This window comes from Rhodoplanes sp. P11 (assembly GCF_964266735.1).
Classification (GTDB): domain Bacteria; phylum Pseudomonadota; class Alphaproteobacteria; order Rhizobiales; family Xanthobacteraceae; genus Rhodoplanes; species Rhodoplanes serenus.
On sequence record NZ_CAXWGY010000012.1, the window covers coordinates 59,840 to 81,963 of the forward strand.

Below are 22,124 nucleotides of genomic sequence, written 5' to 3' on the forward strand. Positions count from 1 at the left end.
TGCGAATGCAAAAGGAGCAGGGCTCGCGCCCTGCTCCTGGCTGCTGTTCCGAACGAGGGAACGCGGCGTCCCCTCACCCTGTCAGGCGAGGCCGTGCGCCGCCTTGCTGCGCTGCTCCTGCGCCTTGAATGTGTTGAACCGGGGCAGGAACTTGTCCCAGTCGATGAGGTGTGCGTCGAGCTCCGGGCCGTCGATGCAGGCGTGCTTGCGCACCATCTTGCCATCCACCGTGATCGGCACCATGCAGGCGCCGCACATGCCGGTGGCATCGACCATGATCGAGTTGAGGCTCGCCACCGTCTTGACGCCGTAGGGCTTGGTGAGATCGGACACCACCCGCATCATGATCGGCGGGCCGATGGTGATCACCTCGGCGATCTTGCGGCCCTTCGAGGTCTTGTCGTTCTTCAGCATCTCTTCGAGGGGCGTCGTGACGAAGCCCTTGATCCCGAAGGTGCCGTCGTTGGTGGCATAGATCACGTCGAGCTGGTCGCCATACTTCGCCTGGAGCTTGCCGACACGCTCGTCCTCGCCGGTCCAGAACAGGAACTCCTTGGAGCGGAAGCCGGCGATCAGGGTGACGTGGTTGCCCATCTCGAGATGCGCGCGGGCGATCGGATAGACGGGCGGCAGGCCGACGCCGCCGGCGGTGAACACCACGGTCTGATCGGGGCCGTAGTGATGCAGCTCGCTGGCGCGGCCGAGCGGCCCGGCGATGCCGGCGAAGGCGTCGCCGATCGCCATCCGGTTCATCAGCAGAGTCGAGGTGCCCATGCCCTGGATGACCAGGTCGATGGTGCCCTCCTCGGCGTCCCAGTCGGCCAGCGTCAGCGGGATCAGCTCGCCGTCGTCCCAGCCCAGCACGCGGACGAACTGCCCGGCCTTGGCGGAGCGCGCCACCATCGGGGCCCGCACCTTGAACTCGACGATGCCGCCGGCGAGCGGGATCTTCTCGACGATGGTCTGCGCCACCTGGCCGAGCTCGGTGTAGCGCGCCGCCTTGGCGACCCGCTCCTTGATCTCCTCGGCGGTGAACGGGATGTCGCCGACGATCTCGCGCGCCGCCGCCTGGCCGTCGCCGGCCGCCCGGATGGCGGTGGAGCCGCCGCGGGCCGCGTCGCCGCCCGAATAGACGTCCGCGATGGATGTCTTCTGCGATCCGTCACCGACCTCGATGGTGCCCCACTTGGAGGTCTTCAGGCCGGGCTCGGCCTCCTTCATGATGGGGTTGGCCGTGTTACCGAGCGCCATGATGACGAGGTCGACCGGCACCCGCTCGGTCTCGCCGGTCGGCACCGGGGCGCGACGGCCCGACTTGTCGGGCGGGCCGAGCGCGTTGACGGCGAGCACGGCGTGGCTGACGAAGTGGGTCTTCTCGTCGCCGATGAACTCGATCGGAGCGCGCAGCACCTTGAGGTTGATGCCCTCCTCGAGGGCGTGATGCAGCTCCTCGACGCGGGCCGGCATCTCGCTCTTGGTGCGGCGATAGACGATCGTGACGTTGGCGCCGAGCCGGCGCGCCGTGCGGGCGGCATCCATGGCGGTATTGCCACCACCGATGACGAACACCTCCTTGCCCTTGGTCTCCGGCAGCGGCGTCTCGTACTTGTCGTCGAGTGCCCGCATCAGGTTGACGCGGGTGAGGAACTCGTTGGCCGACATGACGCCGAGGAAATGCTCGCCCGGCACGTTCATGAAGGTCGGCAGGCCGGCGCCGGTGCCGACGAAGATCTTCCAGAAGCCGTTGGCCTTGAGGTCTTCCAGGGTCGCCGTCTTGCCGACCACGAAGTTCCTCACGAAGCGGCCGCCCAAGAGGGTGATCTTCTCGACCACGTCGTCGATCAGCGTGTTCGGCAGCCGAAACTCCGGGATGCCGTAGCGCAGCACGCCGCCGAGATCGTGGAACGCCTCGAACACCGTCACCGGGAAGCCCTCGGCGGCGAGCAGATAGGCGTTGATCAATCCCGACGGGCCGGAGCCGACCACTGCGATCGGCGGCTTCTCGGCGCGCGCCCACGGGCTGACGACACCGGCAAAGCGCTCGGCCGGCTTGAGGCCGACCAGCTTCTCGCGCTCGGGCAGGTACCATTCGAGCTGGCCGATCTCGATCGGCCGGCGCGTATGGGTGCACACGCCCTGGCACTGGAGCTCCTGCGGGCAGACGCGGCCGGTCACGTTCGGCAGCGGGTTGCAGCTCTCGATCAGCTCGAGCGCCTGGCGGAACTTGCCGTGGCCGAGCAGGTCCAGCATCTCGGGAATGTGGATCTTCACCGGGCAGCCGCCCTTCGGCTCCTTCTTGCCGTGAATCAGCACGCCCAGCTCGCACGGCTTGTCCTGGCACTGCTTGTCGCGCAGCACCTCCAGCCATACGAACATCTCGACCTCGCGCTGGGTGTAGCCGAGCGCCATGTAGCCGAGATAGCCAGTGTTCACGAGCTCGAAGTCGTGGGTGCGCTCCTCCGGCGGGCGGATGTAGGGCGGGATGAACACCTCGGCCGGCCAACCGTCCGACAGGCCCTTGAACATCGGGTACTTGTCGGACAGGTGATCGTCGATCGCCTTGATGAACTTGCGCTTGAACCGCAGCGGCATCGCCCAGATGAAGCGCAGCAGCACCGTGCTCATCTCGTCGTCGCGCAGCAGCAGGCCCCACAGCGTGCGCGTGAAGGCGGCGCCCAGCTCCTCCTGCTGGAACTCCCAGGCGATCGCCTGTACGCCGTCCGCCACGAACATGCTGCGCAGCGACTTGGGATCGCCCAAGAGGCGCCGCTTGAGGAGATCGAGCTGCTTCTGGAACAGCTCGACCGCCTCCGACTGCTCCAGCTCTTCGAGCTGGCTGCGAGTCTGCTCCAGCGTGCGCGACGTCTGGGCGTAGCGCTGGAGCTGCTCCTGGGGATTCACCGTCGTCATCGAATGATCTCCGCGTCGCAGTTGGCGGCCGCGCGTGCCACCCGGGCCTTCAGCTCGGGCGTCACCTGGAGGGTGTCGAGAACGCCCGGGATGGTGTGGGCGACCTCCTTGGGGGCGCCGTCCACGACGATCTTGGTCTTCTCGAACAGCTCCGGCACCTGCTGGTAGCAGGTCTTGCAGTTGGTGCAGGACGCCACGTCCTCGTCGTGGATGTAGGGCACCGCGGCGCCGTTGGCCTTGGCGGCCGCGGCAGCCGGGGCGGCCGCCGCCCCCGGCACGGCGCCGAACGGCGCCAGGGCGTCGGCGAGACCGGCCGCCTGCGCCGGGGCGCTCGACGCGGCGGCGAGCTCGCTCATCGCGCGCGCGATGGTGTCGAGCGTCGATTCCTGCGTCTTCACCGCCTCGTCGTAACGCTGCTTCAGCGCATCGAGCTCGACCTTGTGATCGGCATCGAGCTTCTCGATCTGCCGCCCCGCGAGGTATTGCAGCGTCCGCCAGTAGCGGCGCCGCTCCTCGACCAGATGCACGATGGTGTCGGACACTTCGAGCCGCACAAGCCGCTTGTCGTGGTCGGTCGCCCACACGAAGGTCCGCTTGCCGGTACGCTGCTCGGCGGTGAGCGCCACGTATTCGTCCACCGGGATCGCCTCGACGTCGGCGGCGAGCTTGCGGAAGTGCTTCTTGAAGCGGGTCTCCTCCTGGGCGAAGTAGGCCGGCGTCAGCGGCACGTCCATCAGCTTGGTGGCGCCGTCCTCGACATACTCGATGGTGGTCGTGGTCCAGTCCTTGTCGAGGTCCGGGTTGCCGTCGAGCGAGAACCACCCCTTGCGGGTCGGGTTGGCGCCCGGATCGTGGACGAACACCGGGTTCATGCGGCTCTCGACCGCCAGACGCGCCCGCCGGCTGGCGGCCGCGTCGGCGATGCCGTGCTCGGCCTGGCACGGCGTGTAGACGTCGAGCACCGCCGGCGACGCCGTGTGGTTCAGGTAGCGGGTGACGTTCTGGAGGAAGTGCTGCTGGAGCGCCGTCGAGGTCTGCACCACGAAGACGTTGGGGTGGAACGCGGCGATCAGGCCGAGCTCCTTGCGGTCCTCCTGCTTGCCCTGATGGGCTGAGCCGAAGCGGGCGAGATCGGAGTCCTGTCCGGTGAGGCTCGCGGTCGACGCCTGGCCGCCGGTGTTGGAGTAGACGCCGGTGTTCAGCACCACCACCTTCACGGGCGTGTTGGTGGCCAAGAGCCGCGACAGCGCGCCGAAGCCGATGTCGTAGGTGGCGCCGTCACCGCCCATGCTGATCACGGTCGGCAGCAGCGACAGCTCCTCGGGCGTGAACTGCGGCCACGCGAAGGTGCGGAACAGCTTGTCGTGCACGGCCGGATCGTAGGCGTCGTCCAGCTCCAGCCGGGCGATGCGCAACGCCTTGACGTCGTCGACCGCCGACGCCGTCAGCCCCTCGAACATGCCCTTGGCGACCGCCGGGGTGTCCTGGAACAGGCTGTTGACCCACGGATCGTTGTAGGGATTGAACGGGAAGGTCGAGGCGTAGACGCTCGAGCAGCCGGTGGCGTTGGCGATCACCGCCGAGGCCGGGCCGTTGCCGGTGGGGCCACTCTCCAGCAGATAGAGACGCTTTTCGAGGACAGTCAGCACGCCGGCGATGCGCTCGCGCCGCGCGGCGTCGTCCTGCACCGCAGGCAGCTTCGCCTGGAGATCGGCGATCAGCGTCTCCAGCTCGCGCAGGTGCTCCTTGCGCCGCTTGGCCTGGATGGCGTTGTTGGTCGAGGTCACCAGGCGGATCGCCGTCACCTCGCCGCAGCCGCGGCAGGCGCCGTGGCCGCCCGTGGTGGCGTAGTAGTTGTTGCGGTCGAGCATCAGCCGCTTGGTGTCGCCGTCCGCCGTCAAGGCCGCTTCGGTGAAGCGGGCCGGCGTGTTCGCCGTCTTGCTGAGAAACTCGAAGCGCGCCTGAAGGGTCTCGAGCAGCGCCGCATCCTGCTCGCGCGCCTTGAGGGCGCCCGGGCCGCACACGTCGATGCATTCGAGGCAGCCGGAGCATTTCCACGGGTCGATGGCGACCGAGTAGAGGCCGCCGGTGCCGGGCCGCTCCTTCTCCATGGCGTCGAAGAACGGCCGCGTGCGGGCGACCGGGAAGCTCGCCAGCACCTCGGCGAGCTTGCCGAGATTGCGTTCGAGCGTCGGATTGTCGAGGCCGAGCCCGGCCACCGCGGCGACGACGACGTCGGCGAGCGGCTTCGTCTCCTTGCCGGACCGATACGCCTCGCGCACCGCCTCCGAGAGCGCGTAGACCTGGCCGCGCACCGCCTCGCGCTGCGCCTCGATCAGATCGAGATGCTTGATGCCGGTGAGCAGCAGATCGTGAATGTCGTGCACCGTGTTGGGGATCGCCGCATCCGGGCAGACCAGGGTGCATTCCATGCAGCCGGTGCACAGATCCGGAACGAACTCCGGCACGTCGCGACGGAACAGGCCCTTGTCCTTCCAGGCCGCACTGCCGGCCGGCATGAACAGCCCGGTGCCGGGCAGCACCGGCGCCTCGGCGATGGTGCCGTCGCGGAACGGCGCCGCCATCATCTCCTCGTAGTACTCGCGATCGAAGACGCCTTCGCTCGGAGCATTGCCGGCGACACGGCACATCTCGGCCGAGATGGCGACGCTGCGCAGCGCCTTGACGCCCGCCTCGGTCTCCGCCTCGACGAATTCGGGCTGGGTGTAGTCGAGCGCCTGGGTGGCCTCCAGGCCCTCGCGGATCACCGCCATGTTGCCTTCGACGACGGCGGCGCCCTTGGCACCGAACTTCTTGGCGATCTGCTGCCGGATCTTGGTGACCATGGCGTCGCGCGAGGCATCGGCGACGATGCGGTCGACATGGCCGCAGACGGCTCCGATGAAGGCGATGCCCATCATCCGGGTCTCCAGCTCGGGCGTCGGCGCGTGGCGCTTGGCCACCGCGAAGCCGTCGACCACGAACACCTTGATCTTCTTGTCGCGGATGGTCTTGCGGGCGCGTTTCGGCAGCTCCTTCCACACCTCCAGCGGCGACAGGTTCGATTGCAGCACGAAGGTGCCGCCCTCGACCAGGCCACGCAGCGGATTGGTGTGGCTGAACACCTTGTGGTCCGGCGAGACGACGATCTCGACGTCCTCCAGCTCGGCATTGGTGATCTTCACCAGCTCGGGGCTGAGCGTGATGTAGTAGTTGGTCGGCGCCCCGCTCTTCTCGGAGCCGTACTTGGGCGACGCCTTGGAGTGCATGTCGAGCACCCCGGCGAGAATGTCGGTGAGCAGCTTGCCGGTCGCGATGGTGCCGTAGCCGCCGACCGAGTGGAAGCGCACCCGGAAGGCCGAGGGCGGCAGCAGGGTCGGGTTCGGCTCCGTCTCGAGCGCCATCAGCTCGGTCTCGGGATAGGCGGCGCGCAGCCGCTCCTGAAGCGCGGCGAGCCGCGGCGACGGGTCCTTAGCGAAGAACTGCGAGCCGAGATAGACGAACGGCGCGTTGGCGGTCTCCATGTTCTTGAACGCGGCGATCAGATGGCGCGGCTGGAGATCGTGGGCACCGAGCCCGAAGATCGCGGTGGTCATCTTGGGCAGGCGGTCGATGGCGGCGATGCCGGGATGCCGCGGACCGGCCGCGTTCTCGACGGCCTTGAACAGCGCCTGGGTGACGAGGCTGGTCAGCGCGGTGACGTCCGACCGCTCGAGCACCGTCACGGCGGTCTTGCCCTTCAGCGCCTCGACCAGCTCGGCCTCCGGGAACGGCTGGAGCAGCTTCACCGAGACGACGCCGACCTTCTTGCCCTGGCGGCGCAGATGCTCCACCACGGCTTCGACGTCGTCGGTGACCGAGCCGAGGCCGACCATCACATACTCGGCGTCGTCGCACATGTAGGTCTTCACCGGCTTGTACTCGCGGCCGGTCAGCGCCGAGTACTCGGCCATCGCCTCGCGGACGAAGCGCGGCACGTCGCGAACGAAATGGGTGCGGTGGTCGACCGAGCCGGCCTGGAAGTCGGGCTGGTTCTGCACGCCGCCGGTGAGGCCGGGATTGTGCACGTCGACGAGCGCCGGCACGAGCTGACGGGTGCCCTTCTCGAAGGCGTTGAGCCACTGGCGGCGGAAGCGCGCGCGCAGCTCGTCGGGCACATGGGCGGCCGCAGTCTCGACGAGAGCGCCGGCATTGTCGGTCTCCACCGCATCGGCGTTGGCGTCGAGCCAATCACGCAGGGCGGTGAGCTGAGCGGGCGCGACGTCGGTCTCGTGGCGGGCGAGCCACTGGCGGATCTGCTGGACGCGGCCCTTGGCGCCGAACAGAATCTCCTGCGCCACCGTCGGGCATTTGATGCGCCCCGCCGGATCGCCGAGGAACTCGCGCAGCAGCTCGGGCTCCGGCATCAGCGCCTCGCTCATCATGTGCGAGGTGGCGAACCCGTCCATCGCGTTGGCGACCGGAATCAGCGAGGTGGCACTGACCTTGTAGGAGATCGCGGCGAGATCGGCCGCTTCCTGCGGGTTGGAGCCGAACAGGATGGTGTAGCCGGACGGCAGCAGAGCATAGACGTCGTCGTGGCCGGCCATCACGTTGAGCGAGTGCTTCGACACCACGCGGGCGGCGACCTGGAGCACGAAGCCGCCGACCTTCTTGCCGACGGTCACGTAATGGGACTCCAGCCCGTACAGGATGCCCTGGCTGGACGATGCGTTGGAGACGAACTTGCCGCCGGTGAGGGCCGCGCCGAGCGCGCCCGACTGAGCCGAATGCTCTCCCTCCGGCTCGAAGAAGAACGGATGCTTGCCCCAGACATTGCAGCCGCCGGCCGAGCGGAACGCCTCGTAGATCTCGGAAATTTCGGTCGACGGAGTGATCGGGTAGCCGATGACGCCTCCGCAGACGTGGCCCATCACCTGAGCGACGGCACCGTTGCCGTTGATGACTGTCGAAATGCCGGGAAACTTCGCGTTCATCTGTTGCGTCCGTCTGGTCCGTGAACACATTCGAGCGAAAGCCCGCGCCCGCGTGACGGCCGGGGCGGCCGGGCGCGCTCGAACTCTTTGGGAATCAGCGCTCCGCCCCTGTGTCCTTCTTCGCAGCACGCCGCGCACGCGACGCGGACACTGTGCCACCTTGACTGGCTTCCTCTTACGCCTCGCCCAGCCCACCTTCTCTGACTATTGTCAAAAGCAGCCGGAGCCGCCCGGTCTGGTCGACGCAGTGCTGCGATCGAAACATGAGTTGATCCAACCGTGGCGATGCGCGCGAAACGCGGTGGCGACCTCACGCTGCGCCGCCGCGAAGACGGTCGTTCGGACGCGCTCGTCGCGACGCGACAAGTCCGCGCTCCGCAGGGGTTTCCTAAAGCTTCTGGGCAGCCGGACCGAGCGCCGCGGCGGTGCTGCATATGCGAACGTCACCGCTGCGGCACAGCCGTTTCGGCCCGCGAACTCGGCGGCCGCGCGCGGGTCGCAGACCCGCCATGTGAAATATCAAGTGATCTTCCGCGTGAGCTGCACAAGCGCCATGCTGGGGCGGAGCATCTGGCCTGCGGCCGATGCACGTCATCAAACTAAAAAAGGCGATAGCAGAGAATTCGTGCCGCGACTCACGCCGCGAGGGGGTCGTCGGAGCGCCTCGTTCGGGCCGGCGGGCCGGCAGCGCGCGCCGGCGGCGGACCGCGCAGGCGCACCGGCAGCCGACGGGCGGCCCGGCGGCGCACCAACGGCCGCCGGACGAGCGGGAAGCCGCCCCTCAGCGCCGCCGCATCAGCCCGGCGGCCGTCAACGCCTTTCGGATGGAGCCTTCGACCATGCCGGCGAGCCCGCCGCGACCGTCGCGGCCGGCACCCGCATCGCCGCCGGACGGGAGGGCGCCCCCCGTCGAGCCGCCCTCGAGGTCGGCCTGTTGGCGCGGCATGGTAGCGGCCGGCGCTCGGGGCGGACGCACCGCGTCACGGCGCGTGTCGACGAGCCCCCAGAAGCGGGCGATGTGATAGGAGGACGAGATGCCGACCTCGATCAGATACTCGCCCGGCACGCCGTAGCTCTCCCCCGCATGGGCGTCCGCGGCCGCGATCGGCGTGCCGTGCGCCATCAGCGGGATCATGTAGGATTCGATCACCTCCTCGCCGCGCCCATCGAGCCAGACGTGACGCGGATAGCCGTCTACGGTCTCGGTCCGATCCGGCCGGGTCGAGAGGCCATGCACGTCGGTCCACTGCTTCAGCAGCTCCTCGGCGTTCTTCGGCCGCACGACGCGGTCGGCGCCGCCTTGCCAGATCGACACCTTCGGCCACGGCCCGCGATGCGGCGAGGCGGCGCGGACGAGATCGCCCCATTCGGCCGGCGTGCGCACCCGCACCTGGAACATGCTCTCCAGCGCCTGCCGCACGCTGGTGGCGCTGCGATAGGGCAGGCCCGCGATGATGGCGCCGCCGGCGAACACCTCCGGATAGGTGGCGAGCATCACGGCCGCCATGGCGCCGCCGGCCGACAGGCCGGTGATGAAGATCCGCCTCGGATCGATATCGTGGTCGGCCGCCATCCGGGTGATCATCTGGCGGATCGAGGCGGCCTCGCCACCGCCGCGGACGATGTCGCTCTCGCGGAACCAATTGAAGCAGGTCTTCGGATTGTTCTCGCGCCGCTGCTCCGGCAGCAGCAGCAGGAACCCGTAGCGATCGGCGAGCGTCGACCAGCCGGCGCCGAGATCGTAGCTCGCCGCCGTCTGGGTGCAGCCGTGCAGCACCACCACGAGGCTGCGGCGCGGCTTGCGCGGCACGTACTTGAACATCCGAAGCTGGCCCGGGTTAGCCCCGAACTCCGGCACCTCGACGAGCCGGCTCGGTCCGGGCGGCTGCTCGCGGGCGGCGGGCCCGCCCGGCATGATGCGCAAGAAGTTCTCCCACTGCTTGCGCTGGCGCGCCAGCGCCGCGATGGTCGATTCCAGTCCAGTCACGCGCGTCATCCTCTCGGTCGTGCCACGGCCGCGTCCGGCCGCGGTCGTCGGCGACGCGGGCCGGCATCGTTGTCGATCTCGGGCCTTGTGTTGCGGGGGGATCACGGCTGTCCTATGGCGGCGGGATGACAGGAGAACACGCGCCATGGACCTCGCGCTCGCCGGCAAGGCCGCCATCGTCACCGGCGCGACGGGCGGAATCGGCCGGGCCACCGCGCTCCGGCTGGCGCGCGAAGGCATGGACGTCGCACTGACCGGACGATCCGCGGAAAGGCTGGCGGCGTTGCACGACGAGATCATCGCCGGCGGCGGCCGCGCCGTGGCGATCGCGGCCGACCTGCGCAAGCCGGAGGCGGCCGGCGGCGTCGTCGCCACCGCGGTGGCGGCGCTCGGCCGTCTCGATCTTCTGGTCAACTGCGCCGGCGCCACCAAGCGCGGCGACGTGCTCGCCCTCGACGAAGCCGACTGGACGGACGGCTTCGCGCTCAAGTTCTTCGGAACGGTACGGATGGTGCGCGCGGCGTGGCCGCATCTGCGTGAGGCCGCCGGCGGCATCGTCACCGTGGCGGGCAATGGCGGGCGCACGGGTGATCGCGACTTCGCCATCGGGGGCAGCGTCAACGCGGCGCTCGGCCTTCTCACCAAGGCGCTGGCCGATCGTGGCATCGCCGACGGCGTGCGGGTCAACACCGTCAATCCGGGCATTGTCGAGACCGACCGCTACCGCGTCCGCCTCGCCCGGCTGATGACGGAGACCGGCCTGTCGGAGCAGGACGCCGCCGCGCGGATGCGGGCGACACACCGCGTCGCGCGCTTCGCCCGGCCCGAGGAGGTCGCCGACCTGATCGCCGTGATGGCGTCGCCGCGCCTCGCCCACCTTAACGGCGCCATCGTGGATCTCGATGGTGGCGAGACGCGAGCGCTGTGAATCACGGCGTCGCAAGCGGGTGGATCAACCGCGCTGTTGCGGCTCGCTCGGGCGCGGCGACCGCTGGAGGCCGCGGCGCACACTGTCGCCGACCTGCTGGACGGCGCCGCCCATGACGATCAGCAGGAAGGTCGCGAGATGGGACATCTTCATGAGGCACTCCGGGACGTCTGTGGAGATGGGCTTCCGGCGGCACCGCGAGAGATCCGCGAGACGACGCGCCCGACCGTGACGGTCGGGCGGTCGCGGACGGACCAGGATGCAGGGTGGGTCGGGGCCTGACGTGGATCAGCGCGCCGCGCCAGTGATCAGCTTGATGAACTCCAGCACCACCAAAGCCACCAGCCCAACCGCGACGATCGCCAGCGGCACCACCGCCATGCGGGTCGGCTCGGTGCCGGCGCCGAACACGGTCGACACCACGAGCGTCACGAAGATGACGGCGAGCATCGCCCAGATCAGCACGCTCATGCGTTCGTTGTAGCTGCTGCGATCGGTCCGCCGCGTGGCGACATCCAGGGCGGCGGTACGGTAGCGGCTGGTCGAGGGTTGGGTCATCGTCGTCTCGTCGGTTCGGGGGCGGCGACGCGGAACGAAGCGAGCAGGACGGCGTGCCGTTCGGGCCGTGCTGCGTCTACTGCGGCTCCGTCGTCGACAGCATCGACGCGGTGGTCTCACGCTCCGCAGTGTAAGAACCTGGAGTGTAGAGATCCGTTCCGCGCACCGACAAGCGAAATGACCCACGGACAGCGCTGCCGCGCGACTTCAGATCACATTGCGTCGGTTGTCACGACGAGCTGACAACGGCGTGCGTCAGCCGCGGTCGCGCGACGTGTCGACTGCCGTACCCAACCGGCCGCACCATCCCTGAAACTGTCTGCGCGGCGTGACGCATGATGACGACGGCTGTCTTGTCCGACTGACACACGCGACCGCATCTGATCACGATCTCAGAATCATGCATGGCGCGCCGTGGCGGCGTGGAACTCGTCGCTCCGGTCCGATTTGGCTTGGCAGACATCGGAGCCTCGCGAGGCCCCCGAGGCGTCGCGACCTGCCGGCCCGGGACACCGACGTCTCCGTGACCGACGACGCGCATAGCCCCGGCGCCTCCGTCGCCTCGCCCGATCTCCACAGAACCGCTCGGAGAGCCACCGGACCATGACGGCCGCCGAACCAGCCGTGCCCGTCGCACCGGAGAGTGCGAGCCTCGGTACGCGGCGGCTGCTGCGCTGGAGCCTCGCGGCGTGCAGCCTCCTGCTGGCCCTCGATCTCGCCCGCTCGCTGATCGGCCATTTGGGCTATGCCTCGCCCGTCTCGATGTGGCAGCCCGAGGCGGACCGCTACGCCGACATCGTGTGGCCGCCCGCCGCGAGCGTGCCGCCCGGCGCAGCGCGCGGGCAGCGCGTCTTCCTGGAGAACTGCGCCATCTGTCACGGTCCCGAAGGCCGCGGCAACGGTGCCGCCGCGCCCTCGCTGGCGCCGCGGCCGCGCGATCTGACCGCCACGGCGTTCAAGTACAAGACGACGCCGGCGGGCGCACCGCCGCATGTCGACGACATCCGCCGCGTGGTGCGCGACGGGCTCGCAGCGAGCGCCATGCCGGGCTTCGGCGACATCCTCACTCCCACCGACCTGAACGCGGTCGTCGCCTTCGTGCGCGATCTCGGCGCGCCGGCCGCTACGGCGAGTCCGACGGACACCGCACCCGTGGTCGTGCCGACACGTCCGCCGGCGACGGCCGCAAGCGTCTCACGCGGGGCGGCGCTCTATTCCGAGCAGGGCTGCGCCGGCTGCCACGGTGACGATCTGCGCGGCGGACAAGTGATGGCCGAAGCGGCCGACAGCTCCGTCACCAGCCGAGACCTGACGGCGCCGTGGACGTTCCGCGGCGGCGCCGCGCCCGCCGACGTCTTCCTGCGCCTCACCACCGGGCTCGCGCCCGCCCCCATGCCGGCCTACGCGCATCTGCCGGAGGCCGACCGCTGGGCGCTGGTCGACTTCATCGAGTCGCGCCGCCGCCCCGCCCCCGGCGAGCCGGGCGCCGTGCTGGCGAGCCCCGGCCAATCGGCCGACCCGCTGGTGCGCGGCCGCTATCTGGTGCGCGCCGGCCTGTGCGGCCTGTGCCACACCGAGGTCAGCCGCATCGGCATCTACCGCGACGACCGCTATCTGGCCGGCGGCATCCGCGTCACCGCGCATCCGCAGGGCGTGTTCGTCAGCCGCAACCTCACGCCCGACGACGAGACTGGCCTCGGCCGCTGGAGCGAGGCCGAGATCGCCCGCGCCATCCGCGACGGCCGCACCGCCAACGGCCTGCTCAATCCGTGGAGCATGCCGTGGCTGTTCCTGCACGGCCTGTCTGACCCCGACGCGATGGCGATCGCCCGCTATCTGAAGACGCTGCCGCCGGTGCACAACGCGGTGCCCGAGCCGCTCGGCTACGGCGCCGTCGAGACGGTGCTGACCAAGCTGTGGAGCGGCGATCCGTGGCTCGGCCGACCCGAGACGATCACCTATGTGGCCGGCAACTTCGCCGGGCGCAGCGGGCCGAGCCTCGCCCGCGTGCAGACGCTGATGACCATCGCTCAGGCGGTGGTGCTCCTGCTCTGGCTCGCCCTGCTGGCGCGGGCGATCCCGGCACGGCTGTGGCTGCCGCTCGGCCGGCGGAGCTGGCGTGGCGCCCTCGCCGGCACGGCGGCGGTCGCCGTCTACGCGGCCCCGATGCTCGGCCTCGTCCCGGCCGGCCTGGTGGCGGACGCGGCGCTGCGCGACGTGCCACAGCCGACGACCGACGGGCTCGCCCCCGAGCAGGCCGCCCTGATTGACCGCGGCCGCTATCTCTTCACCCATGCGTCCTGCGTGTTCTGCCACCGCGCCGACGGCAGCGGCGGGCTCAAGCTGAGCGGCCTGCCGGGCACCCTCTACACCGCCAACATCTCGTCCGATCCGAGCGCCGGCATCGGCGCCTGGAGCGATGCCGAGATCGCCCGCGCGGTGCGCTCCGGCGTCGGCCGCCGCGGCCGCCCGCTCTACTGGCAGGCGATGCCGTGGGACCACTTCTCCAACCTCGACGAGGAGGACGTGATGGCGCTCACCGCCTATCTGCGGCGGCTGCCGCCGGTGGCCACGGCGGTGCCGGCCTATCGGCCGCCCTCGGTCGACGATTGCCGCGACTACACGGTGTGGACGGTGCCCAGCACCACACCCGGATGCCGCTGACCCCGTTTCACCCCCGACCGTCAGGAGTCCCCCGTGCGTCGTCCCGTTTCCCGTCCGCAGCACTCGCCCGCCTCCCCATCGGCGTCTCCGCATCCCCCGCTGTCGTGGGAGCGCGACGGCCACGATTGGCCCAATCGACAGGCCAGCCACTTTGTCGAGGCCGCCGGCCTGCGCTGGCACGTCCAGGAGATGGGACGCGGGCCGGTGCTGCTGCTGATCCACGGCACCGGCTCGGCCACCCATTCGTGGCGTGATCTCATGCCGCTGCTGGCCCGCCACTTCACCGTGGTGGCGCCCGATCTCCCGGGCCACGGCTTCACCGAGATGCCGGCCCGCGAGCGCCTGTCGCTCGACGGCATGGCGGAGGACCTGCATGCGCTGCTCCAGGCGCTCGGCCGCTTCCCCGCCGTGGTGGCGGGGCACTCGGCGGGCGCCGCGGTGCTGGCCCGCATGTGCCTCGACGGGCGGATCGGGCCGCGGGCGCTCGTCGGCCTCAACGGCGCCATGCTGCCGATCGGCGGCATGGCCGGCCGCCTGCTGACGCCGTTTGCACGCCTCCTGGCGGCGAGCGCCATGGTGCCGCGCCTGTTCGCCCGCTTCGCCGCCAACGATGGCTTCGTCGAGCGGATGATCCGCGACACCGGCTCGACCCTCGACCCCGCCGGCATCGCCTTCTACCGGCGGCTCACCTGCCATCCCGGCCACGTCGCCGCCGCGGTGCGGATGATGGCCAATTGGCGGCTGCCGCCGCTCGCCCGCGAGCTGCCGCATCTGCGCACCCGGCTGGTGCTGGTGACCGGCGGCAACGACAAGACCATCGCGCCCGACGACGCCGCGCGCGTCCGCGTGCTGCTGCCGGATGCGACGCTGGTGCCACTGCCGGGGCTCGGCCATCTCGCCCACGAGGAGCGCCCGGACGAGGTGGCGGCCCTGATGGTGCAGGTGGGGCGCGAGGCCGGCGTGCTGCCGGCGCTCCATCTGGTGGAGCAGGAGGTGGCGGTCGCGGCGGAGTGATCCGCCCGTAACGGCGCCTCCATCCGGTTCGCCGTCGAAACCGCGACCATGAAAGACGTCATGGAGCGGAATCCGATTCAGTTGAATCGGGTTCCGCTTTATGAAGGGCCTCGACCCCAACCGGAAAAACGAGGCCCGCCCGTGCGCCTGGACGACGTCGTAACCCCCGCCGCAGTGATCGACCACGCCGCGATGATGCGCAACATCGCGCGCATGCAGACCCGCATGGACACGCTCGGCGTGCGGCTGCGCCCGCACGTCAAGACGTCGAAATGTATCGCCGTGGGCACCCTGCAACGCGACGCCGGCGCGCCGGGCATCACCGTCTCGACCCTGAAGGAGGCGGAGGAGTTCTTTTCCGCCGGCTTCGACGACATCCTCTATGCGGTCGGCATCGCGCCGCAGAAGCTCGACCGCGTGCTGGCGCTGCGCCGCGCCGGCTGCCGGCTCGCCGTACTGGTCGATTCGGTCACCGGGGCCGACGCCGTGGTGGCGCGCGGCCGCGCCGAGGGACACGCCTTCGACGTCGTCATCGAGATCGACACCGACGGCCACCGTGCCGGCGTCGATCCGGAGAGCACGACGCTGATCGACATCGGACGGCGCCTCGCCGACGGCGGCGCCACGCTCCAGGGCGTGCTGGCGCATGCCGGCAGCTCCTACGGGCTGAGCACCCCCGAGGCGTTGGCCCAGATCGCCGAGCAGGAGCGCCGCCGCACCGTGCGGGCGGCCGAGCGCCTGCGCGCCGCTGGCCTGCCCTGCCCGCAAGTCAGCATCGGCTCGACCCCGACGGCGCTGTCGGCGCAGAACCTGGAGGGCGTCACCGAGGTGCGCGCCGGCGTCTACGTGTTCTTCGACCTGGTGATGGCCAATGTCGGCGTCTGCCGGCCGGACGAGATCGCGCTCTCGGTGCTGACCACGGTGATCGGCCACCAGGTCGAGAAAGGCTGGGCGATCGTCGATGCCGGCTGGATGGCGATGAGCCGCGACCGCGGCACCCAATCGCAGGCGATCGATTACGGCTACGGCGCGGTGTGCGATGCCGACGGGCGACTGGTCGATGGCTGGATCATGCTCGGCGCCAACCAGGAGCACGGCATCCTGGGGCGGCGGGCGGACGGCGCCGAGCGCGCGGGCGAGGGCGAGGGCGAGGGCGACGACGACGTGGCCCGCCGCTTCCCGATCGGCACCCGGCTGCGCATCCTGCCCAACCACGCCTGCGCCACGGCGGCGCAGTTCTCCGCCTATCAGGTCGTGGACACGGCCGGCGACGTCGCGGTGTGGCCGCGGTTCAACGGCTGGTGAACAGGCACCTGGGCCGTGACGTGACGGGTGGCGGTCGCCATGCGCGATCCGCCATCCGGCCTCATACGAGATCCGGCTGATCCATTCGGTGTCATTCCGGGGCGGCGTGCAACGCCGCACCCGGAATCCAGCCGAGAGCTCCGAGTTTGCCGTTGGATTCCGGGCTCGCGGCTTCGCCGCGCCCCGGAATGACGGTCAACTGATCACCCGGAACAGGATCACGAACCACCGCGCACGCGCTCAGGCGGCCCGGCTCGCCGCGCCCCGACGATCGGCACGGCGCTCGGGACCCGTGAAGCTCGGATCGTCGGTCTCGCGACGGTCGAGCGGCCCGGTGCGCACGTTGAGCAGGAAGCGCCGCACCTCGTCCTTCAGCTTGCCGCCCTCGGCGGCCAGCAGAACGGCGGAGTTGCGCACCTGCTCGGATGCGGTCTCGGTGGCGCTCGCACCGTGGCTCACCTCACCGATGGTGCGGGCGACATCCTGGGTGCTCTGCGACACCTGCTGAATGTTGCGCGCGACCTCCGACGTGGTGGCGCCCTGCTGCTCGACCGCCGCCGCGATCGCCGCGGCGATCTCGGCGATGCGGCCGATGGTGCCGCCGATCTCCTTGATGGCGACCACCGACTCGTGGGTGGCCTGCTGCATGCCGGCGATCTGGGCCCCGATCTCGCCGGTCGCCTTGCCGGTCTGGGCGGCGAGCGCCTTCACCTCCTGGGCGACGACCGCGAAGCCCTTGCCGGCCTCGCCGGCGCGCGCGGCCTCGATGGTGGCGTTGAGGGCGAGCAGGTTGGTCTGCTCGGCGATGGCGGTGATGAGCTTCACCACGTCGCCGATGCGGCTCGCCGCCTGTGACAGCTCGCCGATGCGGCTGTCGGTCTTCTCGGCCTGGCGGACGGCGTCGGCGGCGATGCGGGTCGATTCCTGCACCTGGCGGGCGATCTCGCTCACCGAGGCGGTCATCTCGGTGGTGGCCGAGGCGACGCTCTCGACATTGGCGGATGCCTGCTGCGACGCCGATGCCACGCTGATGGACAGATGCTGCGTGGTCTCGGCCGTCTGGGTCAAGCTGCCCGACGCCGCCTCCAGCTCGGACGCCGCGGTCGACACCTGGTCGACGATGGCGCCGATCGCGGTCTCGAAGCTGTCGGCGATGCGGTGAACGGCCTCCTGCCGTTCGTGGGCGGCCCGCTCGTCGGCGGCGCGCTGCTCCGCCTCGAGCGTCGCCAGCCGCTCCAGATTGTCGCGGAACGCCTGGGCGGCGCGGGCATTGTCGCCGACCTCGTCGCGGCGGCTCACATAGGGGATCTCCACCGACTTGTCGCCGTCGGCGAGCGCCCTGAGCACGATTCCGACACGCCGGATCGGGCGCGCGATGGAGAGCTCGCCGAACACCGCCGAGCCGATCAGCACCAGCAGCACGAAGCCGCCGGCCGCGGCGTTGATCAAAGTCGAGTCGGAGATGCGCGACGCGGTTGCCGCCATCTCCCGCTCGGCCGCCTGGTTGGCCGTCTCGGTGATGCCGTCGAGCTGCGCGCCGATCTGCGCCACGATCGGCTTCAGCCGGTCGCCCAGCAGGACGTCCTGCTCGCCGCTGGTGGTGATGATCTTGTTGGCGGTCTCGGCGGTCGACGCGACGATGGCGGCGAGGCCGTCGAGCGCGGCCGTCACCTCGGCCTGGTCGGGCGCCGCGGTGCGGGCGCGCGCCAGCAGGGTGCGGGCCTCGGCGGCGGCACGGCCCACCTCGGCCCCGCGATCAGGGCCGCGCTCGCCATCCGACGCGAAGGAGGCGACCCGCAGCAGGTCGACCGCCGTGGCGGTGTCGCGCAGGCGCGCCTCCACGGCGCGCATGTCGCCCGCCTGGGCGGCGATGAGGTCGAGAACGCGGCCGAACGTGGCGTCCCATTCGGCGCCGAGGCGGCGGCGCTCCGACCACAGGGCGACCAGCGCCCGCTGGCTTTCGACCAACTCGGCGGCGCCGGTGAGATAGTCGGCATACAGCTCCTTGGCCTTGTCGAGCGTCTGGCCGACGGCCGGGTCCTTGTTGCGCTCGATCAGCGCATCCAGCAGCGCGAAGCCGTCACCGGAGCTCTTCTCCAGATCGTGCAGCGCGGTATCGACCTCCGGCTCGGTGCGCGCCAGGCGGGCGTCCCGGGTGAAGGTCTGCATGCTCTGGAAGTGGTGGTCGACCCGCACCGCGTCCTGGGCGGCGCGCTGGCGCTCGTTGGCGACGCCGGTCATGGTCTGGATCGACCGGCCGTTGAGCCCCGTGTTGACGATCATTCCGACAACGAACAGCACTCCGATGGCTGCCGAAACAGCGAGCTTGGTTCCAATCCGACGAGCAACTCTGATCATGATATCGGCAATATGAGGCGCGTTGAGGGAAGCTCCCGACCCATCACGGCAGACTCGCGCGGATCGAGCCGCCGATCTCGTCCAGACCGAAGCCGGACGACGGGTTGAAAGCCAGCATGCGCGACAAAGCGCCCAAACGCGCGGGGCCGCGGGCACCTTCAACTCGAACGATCTCGTCCGCTCACTCTTCGGCGGATCTCTTGAGATCGGGTTAACCCCCAAGCTGGTTAAGCCGAATTTTGCGCAGTTCGCACTTCCGGCGAGTTTTTGCTACACCTCCACGGGGAGCGGCAGGGTCCGCCCGCCGCCACCGCCCGTTCTCGTCCACAGGGTTCTGCGTCACACGCGATGGGTGCGCCCTCGATCCGGCCTGCCGCCACCCGCCCGCAGCATCGGGGAGCCCCCGTGCGGCGGGAGCCGGCGCCGTGGAGCGGGCGGATCGACCGGGCGCCGCAGCGCCGGCCATTCGCCTGGCGGACGCTGGCGATGCCGCTCGGTGCGCTGGCGGTCGCGCTCGGGATCGCGGCGGTCCTCTCGGTCGTCATGAGCCGCCCGGGCCGGGGGCCGGCGCCGCCGCCCGAGCCGAGCGCCGCCGAGGCCGTCCGCCAGCGCTTCCCGGCCGAATGGACCGCCACGGCGTCGACCGAGATGCCCGCCGCCGGTCCCGCCCTGCGCACCGATTTCTCCGACCGCTTCGGCAGCCCCGCCCCGCCGGCCGAGACCGCTGCGGTTCCGCCCGGCGGCGGGATCACCGCCTATGCGCCGGCGCCGGCGTGGCCGACCCCGGCACCGCCGGCCGAGACGGCGCGCCCCCGCCCGTCCAACGCGCTTCTCAACGACGCCCAGATCGCCTCGATCAAGGGCCGCCTCAAACTCACCGCCGACCAGGAGAAGCTGTGGCCGCCGGTGGAGGCCGCGCTGCGCGGCGTGGTGTGGCGGCGCGCCGCCGATCGCCGCGGATCGGCCACCCTCGACGTCGCGAGCATCGAGCGCCTCAAGGCGGCGGCCGGCCCCCTGATGGGTCGCCTGCGCGAGGACCAGAAGCGCGAGGTCCGCAGCCTGTCGCACGTCATGGGTCTCGGCGACATCGCCGAGAAGCTCTGAGCCTCGCTCCGCACCACCGTCCGGCACGCCACCGTCCGGCGCACCACCGTCCGGATGTCCTCCCGGCTGCCGGCCGCCCTGCGCTCGCGTGCGACGCGCCATGCCGGATCGCGCGTTGCCGCGGCGACCCGCCGCGGACTACACGACTGCGACGACCGGGCCATTCGCGCCGCGCCCGCTCCCCCTCCGCCTCTCCGCCTATCCGCCTATCCGCCGAAAAGGATCATTCCGGTGCGCATCGTCGACATCCGCGAGAAGACCTTCCCGATCGCCTCCGCCATCCGCAACGCCTACATCGACTTCTCGACGATGACGTGCAGCCTGGTCGCCGTCGTCACCGACGTGGTGCGCGACGGCCGCCGCGTCGTCGGCTACGGCTTCAACTCCAACGGCCGCTACAGCCCCGGCGCGCTGCTGCACGACCGCTTCCTGCCGCGCCTGCGCGACGCCGCGCCGGAGACGCTGATCACCGACGACGGCAACAATCTCGACCCGTTCAAGATCTGGCGCACGCTGATGACCAACGAGAAGCCGGGCGGCCATGGCGAGCGCTCGGTCGCGGTCGGCGTCGTCGACATGGCGGTGTGGGACGCGGTCGCCAAGATCGAGGGCAAGCCGCTGTGGCGCCTGCTGGCCGACCGCTACCGCGGCGGCGAGGCGGACGACCGGGTCTTCGTCTACGCGGCCGGCGGGTACTACTATCCGGGCAAGGACGACGAGAAGCTCAAGGACGAGATGCGGAGCTACCGCGACCGCGGCTATCGCGTCGTCAAGATGAAGATCGGCGGCGCGCCGCTCCCCGAGGATCTGCGCCGCATCGAGGCGGTGCTGTCGGTCGTCGGCGACGGCGCCAACCTCGCGGTCGACGTCAACGGCCGCTTCGATTTGGAGACCGCCATCGCGTATGCCAAGGCGCTCGAGCCCTATGGACTGTTCTGGTACGAGGAGATCGGCGACCCGCTCGACTTCGGCCTCCAGGCCGCCATGGCGCAGGTCTACAAGCACCCGATGGCGACCGGCGAGAACCTGTTCTCCATGCAGGACGCCCGCAACCTGATCCGCCACGGCGGGATGCGGCCCGATCGAGACTGGCTCCAGTTCGATTGCGCGCTCAGCTACGGCCTGGTGGAGTATCTGCGCACCCTCGCGATGCTGAAGGATCACGGCTGGTCGTGGCGGCGCTGCGTTCCGCATGGCGGCCATCAGCTCTCGCTCAATATCGCGGCCGGTCTCGGCCTCGGCGGCAACGAGTCCTATCCGGACCTGTTCAAGCCGTTCGGCGGCTTCGCCGACGGCTATGCGGTCGAGGACTCGTGGGTGCGGCTGCCCGATACGCCCGGCATCGGCTTCGAGGCCAAGGCCGACGTGCTGACGGTGATGCGCGAGCTGGCCGAGTAGACGGGCCACCTCTTCCCGTGCGCGGGAAGAGGTGGGGAGAGCATCGCGGCGAGGGTCTTCCCATCCGCTGCGCCGCACCCTACATGCCGGGCATCGTCAACAACCGAAAGGAGGTGATCCAGTGTCTCATTGTCATTCGCCGTGGTCTCCGGCTGCGACCTGGATCCTCGCCTCTCGCGAGGTCCGCGCCGCCTGATGCGGCGCCGGCGCCGCCCTGCGGTGCCAGCGTCGCGCAAAGCGGCGTCCGCGGTCCTCGCCGGACCCGGTTCGACAATGGAAGGGCTGCCCTCGCGGGCAGCCCTTCGCATGTGAAGGGACGCGCCGGACCGCCCTCTCGCGGTGGCGCGGATCGGAAAAACCCGCTATCGCGACCCGATGTCCATACCGTCCGCACCCGAACCATCCGCTCCCGCAGCGCCTGCGCCTCATCGTCCACGCATTCTCGTCGACGCCGACGCCTGTCCGGTGAAGGACGAGATCTACCGCGTCGCGGCCCGCCACGGCGTGGCCGTGGTCGTGGTGGCGGCCGGCTTCATCCGGGTGCCGCAGAACCCGCTGATCACCCGCGTGGCGGCCGGCGCCGGCATGGATGCGGCCGACGACCGGATCGCCGGCGAGGCGGGTCCGGGGGACGTGGTGGTGACCGCCGACGTGCCACTCGCCGCCCGCTGCGTGAAGGCCGGCGCCGCCGTCCTGGCGCCGACCGGCAAGGCGTTCACCGAGGCGGACATCGGCATGGCTTTGGCAGTGCGCGACCTGATGACCGACCTGCGCGCCGCCGGCGAGGTGACCGGCGGCCCGCGGCCGTTCGGCCCGCGCGACCGCTCCGCCTTCCTGCAAGCGCTCGAGCAGGCGGTGCGCCGCGCGGCCCGCACCGTGGCGGCCGGGCGCACCGGCCCCGACAGTCGGGCGGAAGGCTGAG

At 70.4% G+C, this 22,124-nt stretch carries 13 protein-coding genes; 7 read left to right on the forward strand and 6 right to left on the reverse strand.

From position 1 onward, the window contains the following. Positions 1 to 81 precede the first annotated feature (81 nt). From ACFQUV_RS09560 to ACFQUV_RS09570, 3 genes are all read right to left on the reverse strand, one after another. Positions 82 to 2,910, reverse strand: coding sequence for a sulfide/dihydroorotate dehydrogenase-like FAD/NAD-binding protein (locus tag ACFQUV_RS09560; RefSeq protein ID WP_129610879.1), 2,829 nt, complete (start codon positions 2,908 to 2,910; stop codon positions 82 to 84). Further along, positions 2,907 to 7,886 carry a 2-oxoacid:acceptor oxidoreductase family protein gene (locus ACFQUV_RS09565; protein WP_129610880.1) on the reverse strand — a complete coding sequence of 1,660 codons (4,980 nt, stop codon included), beginning with the start codon at positions 7,884 to 7,886 and terminating at the stop codon, positions 2,907 to 2,909. The genes ACFQUV_RS09560 and ACFQUV_RS09565 overlap by 4 nt, the downstream gene beginning before the upstream one ends. 781 nt (positions 7,887 to 8,667) lie before the next feature. Further along, positions 8,668 to 9,873: a PHB depolymerase family esterase gene (locus ACFQUV_RS09570; RefSeq protein WP_307719473.1), complete on the reverse strand. Its 1,206-nt coding sequence runs from the start codon at positions 9,871 to 9,873 to the stop codon at positions 8,668 to 8,670. A gap of 145 nt (positions 9,874 to 10,018) precedes the next feature. Here ACFQUV_RS09570 and ACFQUV_RS09575 point away from each other — a divergent pair, with 145 nt between their 5' ends. Then, positions 10,019 to 10,801 carry an SDR family NAD(P)-dependent oxidoreductase gene (locus ACFQUV_RS09575; protein WP_129610881.1) on the forward strand — a complete coding sequence of 261 codons (783 nt, stop codon included), beginning with the start codon at positions 10,019 to 10,021 and terminating at the stop codon, positions 10,799 to 10,801. Positions 10,802 to 10,825: 24 nt separating this feature from the next. Here ACFQUV_RS09575 and ACFQUV_RS09580 read toward each other — a convergent pair whose 3' ends face one another. Further along, a complete protein-coding gene (locus tag ACFQUV_RS09580; protein ID WP_280176767.1) occupies positions 10,826 to 10,954 on the reverse strand; it encodes a hypothetical protein in 129 nt (42 codons plus the stop codon). 135 nt (positions 10,955 to 11,089) lie between these two features. After that, on the reverse strand, positions 11,090 to 11,359 hold the full coding sequence (locus ACFQUV_RS09585; RefSeq protein WP_129610882.1) for a hypothetical protein: 270 nt from the start codon (positions 11,357 to 11,359) through the stop codon (positions 11,090 to 11,092). 624 nt (positions 11,360 to 11,983) lie between these two features. Here ACFQUV_RS09585 and ACFQUV_RS09590 point away from each other — a divergent pair. From ACFQUV_RS09590 to ACFQUV_RS09600, 3 genes are all read left to right on the forward strand, one after another. Further along, positions 11,984 to 14,023 (forward strand): c-type cytochrome, encoded by a 2,040-nt coding sequence (locus ACFQUV_RS09590; protein WP_378394702.1) that lies wholly within the window; start codon positions 11,984 to 11,986, stop codon positions 14,021 to 14,023. Positions 14,024 to 14,122: 99 nt separating this feature from the next. Continuing rightward, on the forward strand, positions 14,123 to 15,037 hold the full coding sequence (gene bchO, locus ACFQUV_RS09595) for an alpha/beta fold hydrolase BchO (protein WP_244601709.1): 915 nt from the start codon (positions 14,123 to 14,125) through the stop codon (positions 15,035 to 15,037). Positions 15,038 to 15,178: 141 nt separating this feature from the next. Then, entirely contained in the window at positions 15,179 to 16,342 is a 1,164-nt protein-coding gene (locus ACFQUV_RS09600; protein WP_129610885.1) for a DSD1 family PLP-dependent enzyme, read from the forward strand. Between the two features lie 240 nt (positions 16,343 to 16,582). Here the strand turns inward: ACFQUV_RS09600 and ACFQUV_RS09605 are convergent, their stop codons facing one another. Further along, entirely contained in the window at positions 16,583 to 18,625 is a 2,043-nt protein-coding gene (locus ACFQUV_RS09605) for a methyl-accepting chemotaxis protein (RefSeq protein ID WP_129610886.1), read from the reverse strand. A gap of 480 nt (positions 18,626 to 19,105) precedes the next feature. Here ACFQUV_RS09605 and ACFQUV_RS09610 point away from each other — a divergent pair, with 480 nt between their 5' ends. The 3 genes from ACFQUV_RS09610 (at position 19,106) to ACFQUV_RS09620 (ending at position 22,123) form a co-directional block, all read left to right on the forward strand. Next, positions 19,106 to 19,804, forward strand: a complete 699-nt coding sequence (locus tag ACFQUV_RS09610) for a hypothetical protein (protein ID WP_165364127.1) — start codon at positions 19,106 to 19,108, stop codon at positions 19,802 to 19,804. Between the two features lie 231 nt (positions 19,805 to 20,035). Then, positions 20,036 to 21,202: a mandelate racemase/muconate lactonizing enzyme family protein gene (locus ACFQUV_RS09615; RefSeq protein WP_129610887.1), complete on the forward strand. Its 1,167-nt coding sequence runs from the start codon at positions 20,036 to 20,038 to the stop codon at positions 21,200 to 21,202. Between the two features lie 375 nt (positions 21,203 to 21,577). Next, complete coding sequence (locus ACFQUV_RS09620) at positions 21,578 to 22,123, forward strand: YaiI/YqxD family protein (protein WP_129610888.1); 546 nt, start codon at positions 21,578 to 21,580, stop codon at positions 22,121 to 22,123. Position 22,124: the final 1 nt, after the last annotated feature.

Excerpts from the sequence above, each read along its gene's own strand:
- ACFQUV_RS09585 (WP_129610882.1), bottom strand. The coding sequence starts at position 11,359 with ATGACCCAACCCTCGACCAGCCGCTACCGTACCGCCGCCCTGGATGTC.
- ACFQUV_RS09620 (WP_129610888.1), top strand. The coding sequence starts at position 21,578 with ATGTCCATACCGTCCGCACCCGAACCATCCGCTCCCGCAGCGCCTGCG.
- ACFQUV_RS09565 (WP_129610880.1), bottom strand. The coding sequence starts at position 7,886 with ATGAACGCGAAGTTTCCCGGCATTTCGACAGTCATCAACGGCAACGGT.
- ACFQUV_RS09580 (WP_280176767.1), bottom strand. The coding sequence starts at position 10,954 with ATGAAGATGTCCCATCTCGCGACCTTCCTGCTGATCGTCATGGGCGGC.
- ACFQUV_RS09605 (WP_129610886.1), bottom strand. The coding sequence starts at position 18,625 with ATGATCGTCAACACGGGGCTCAACGGCCGGTCGATCCAGACCATGACC.
- ACFQUV_RS09575 (WP_129610881.1), top strand. The coding sequence starts at position 10,019 with ATGGACCTCGCGCTCGCCGGCAAGGCCGCCATCGTCACCGGCGCGACG.
- ACFQUV_RS09560 (WP_129610879.1), bottom strand. The coding sequence starts at position 2,910 with ATGACGACGGTGAATCCCCAGGAGCAGCTCCAGCGCTACGCCCAGACG.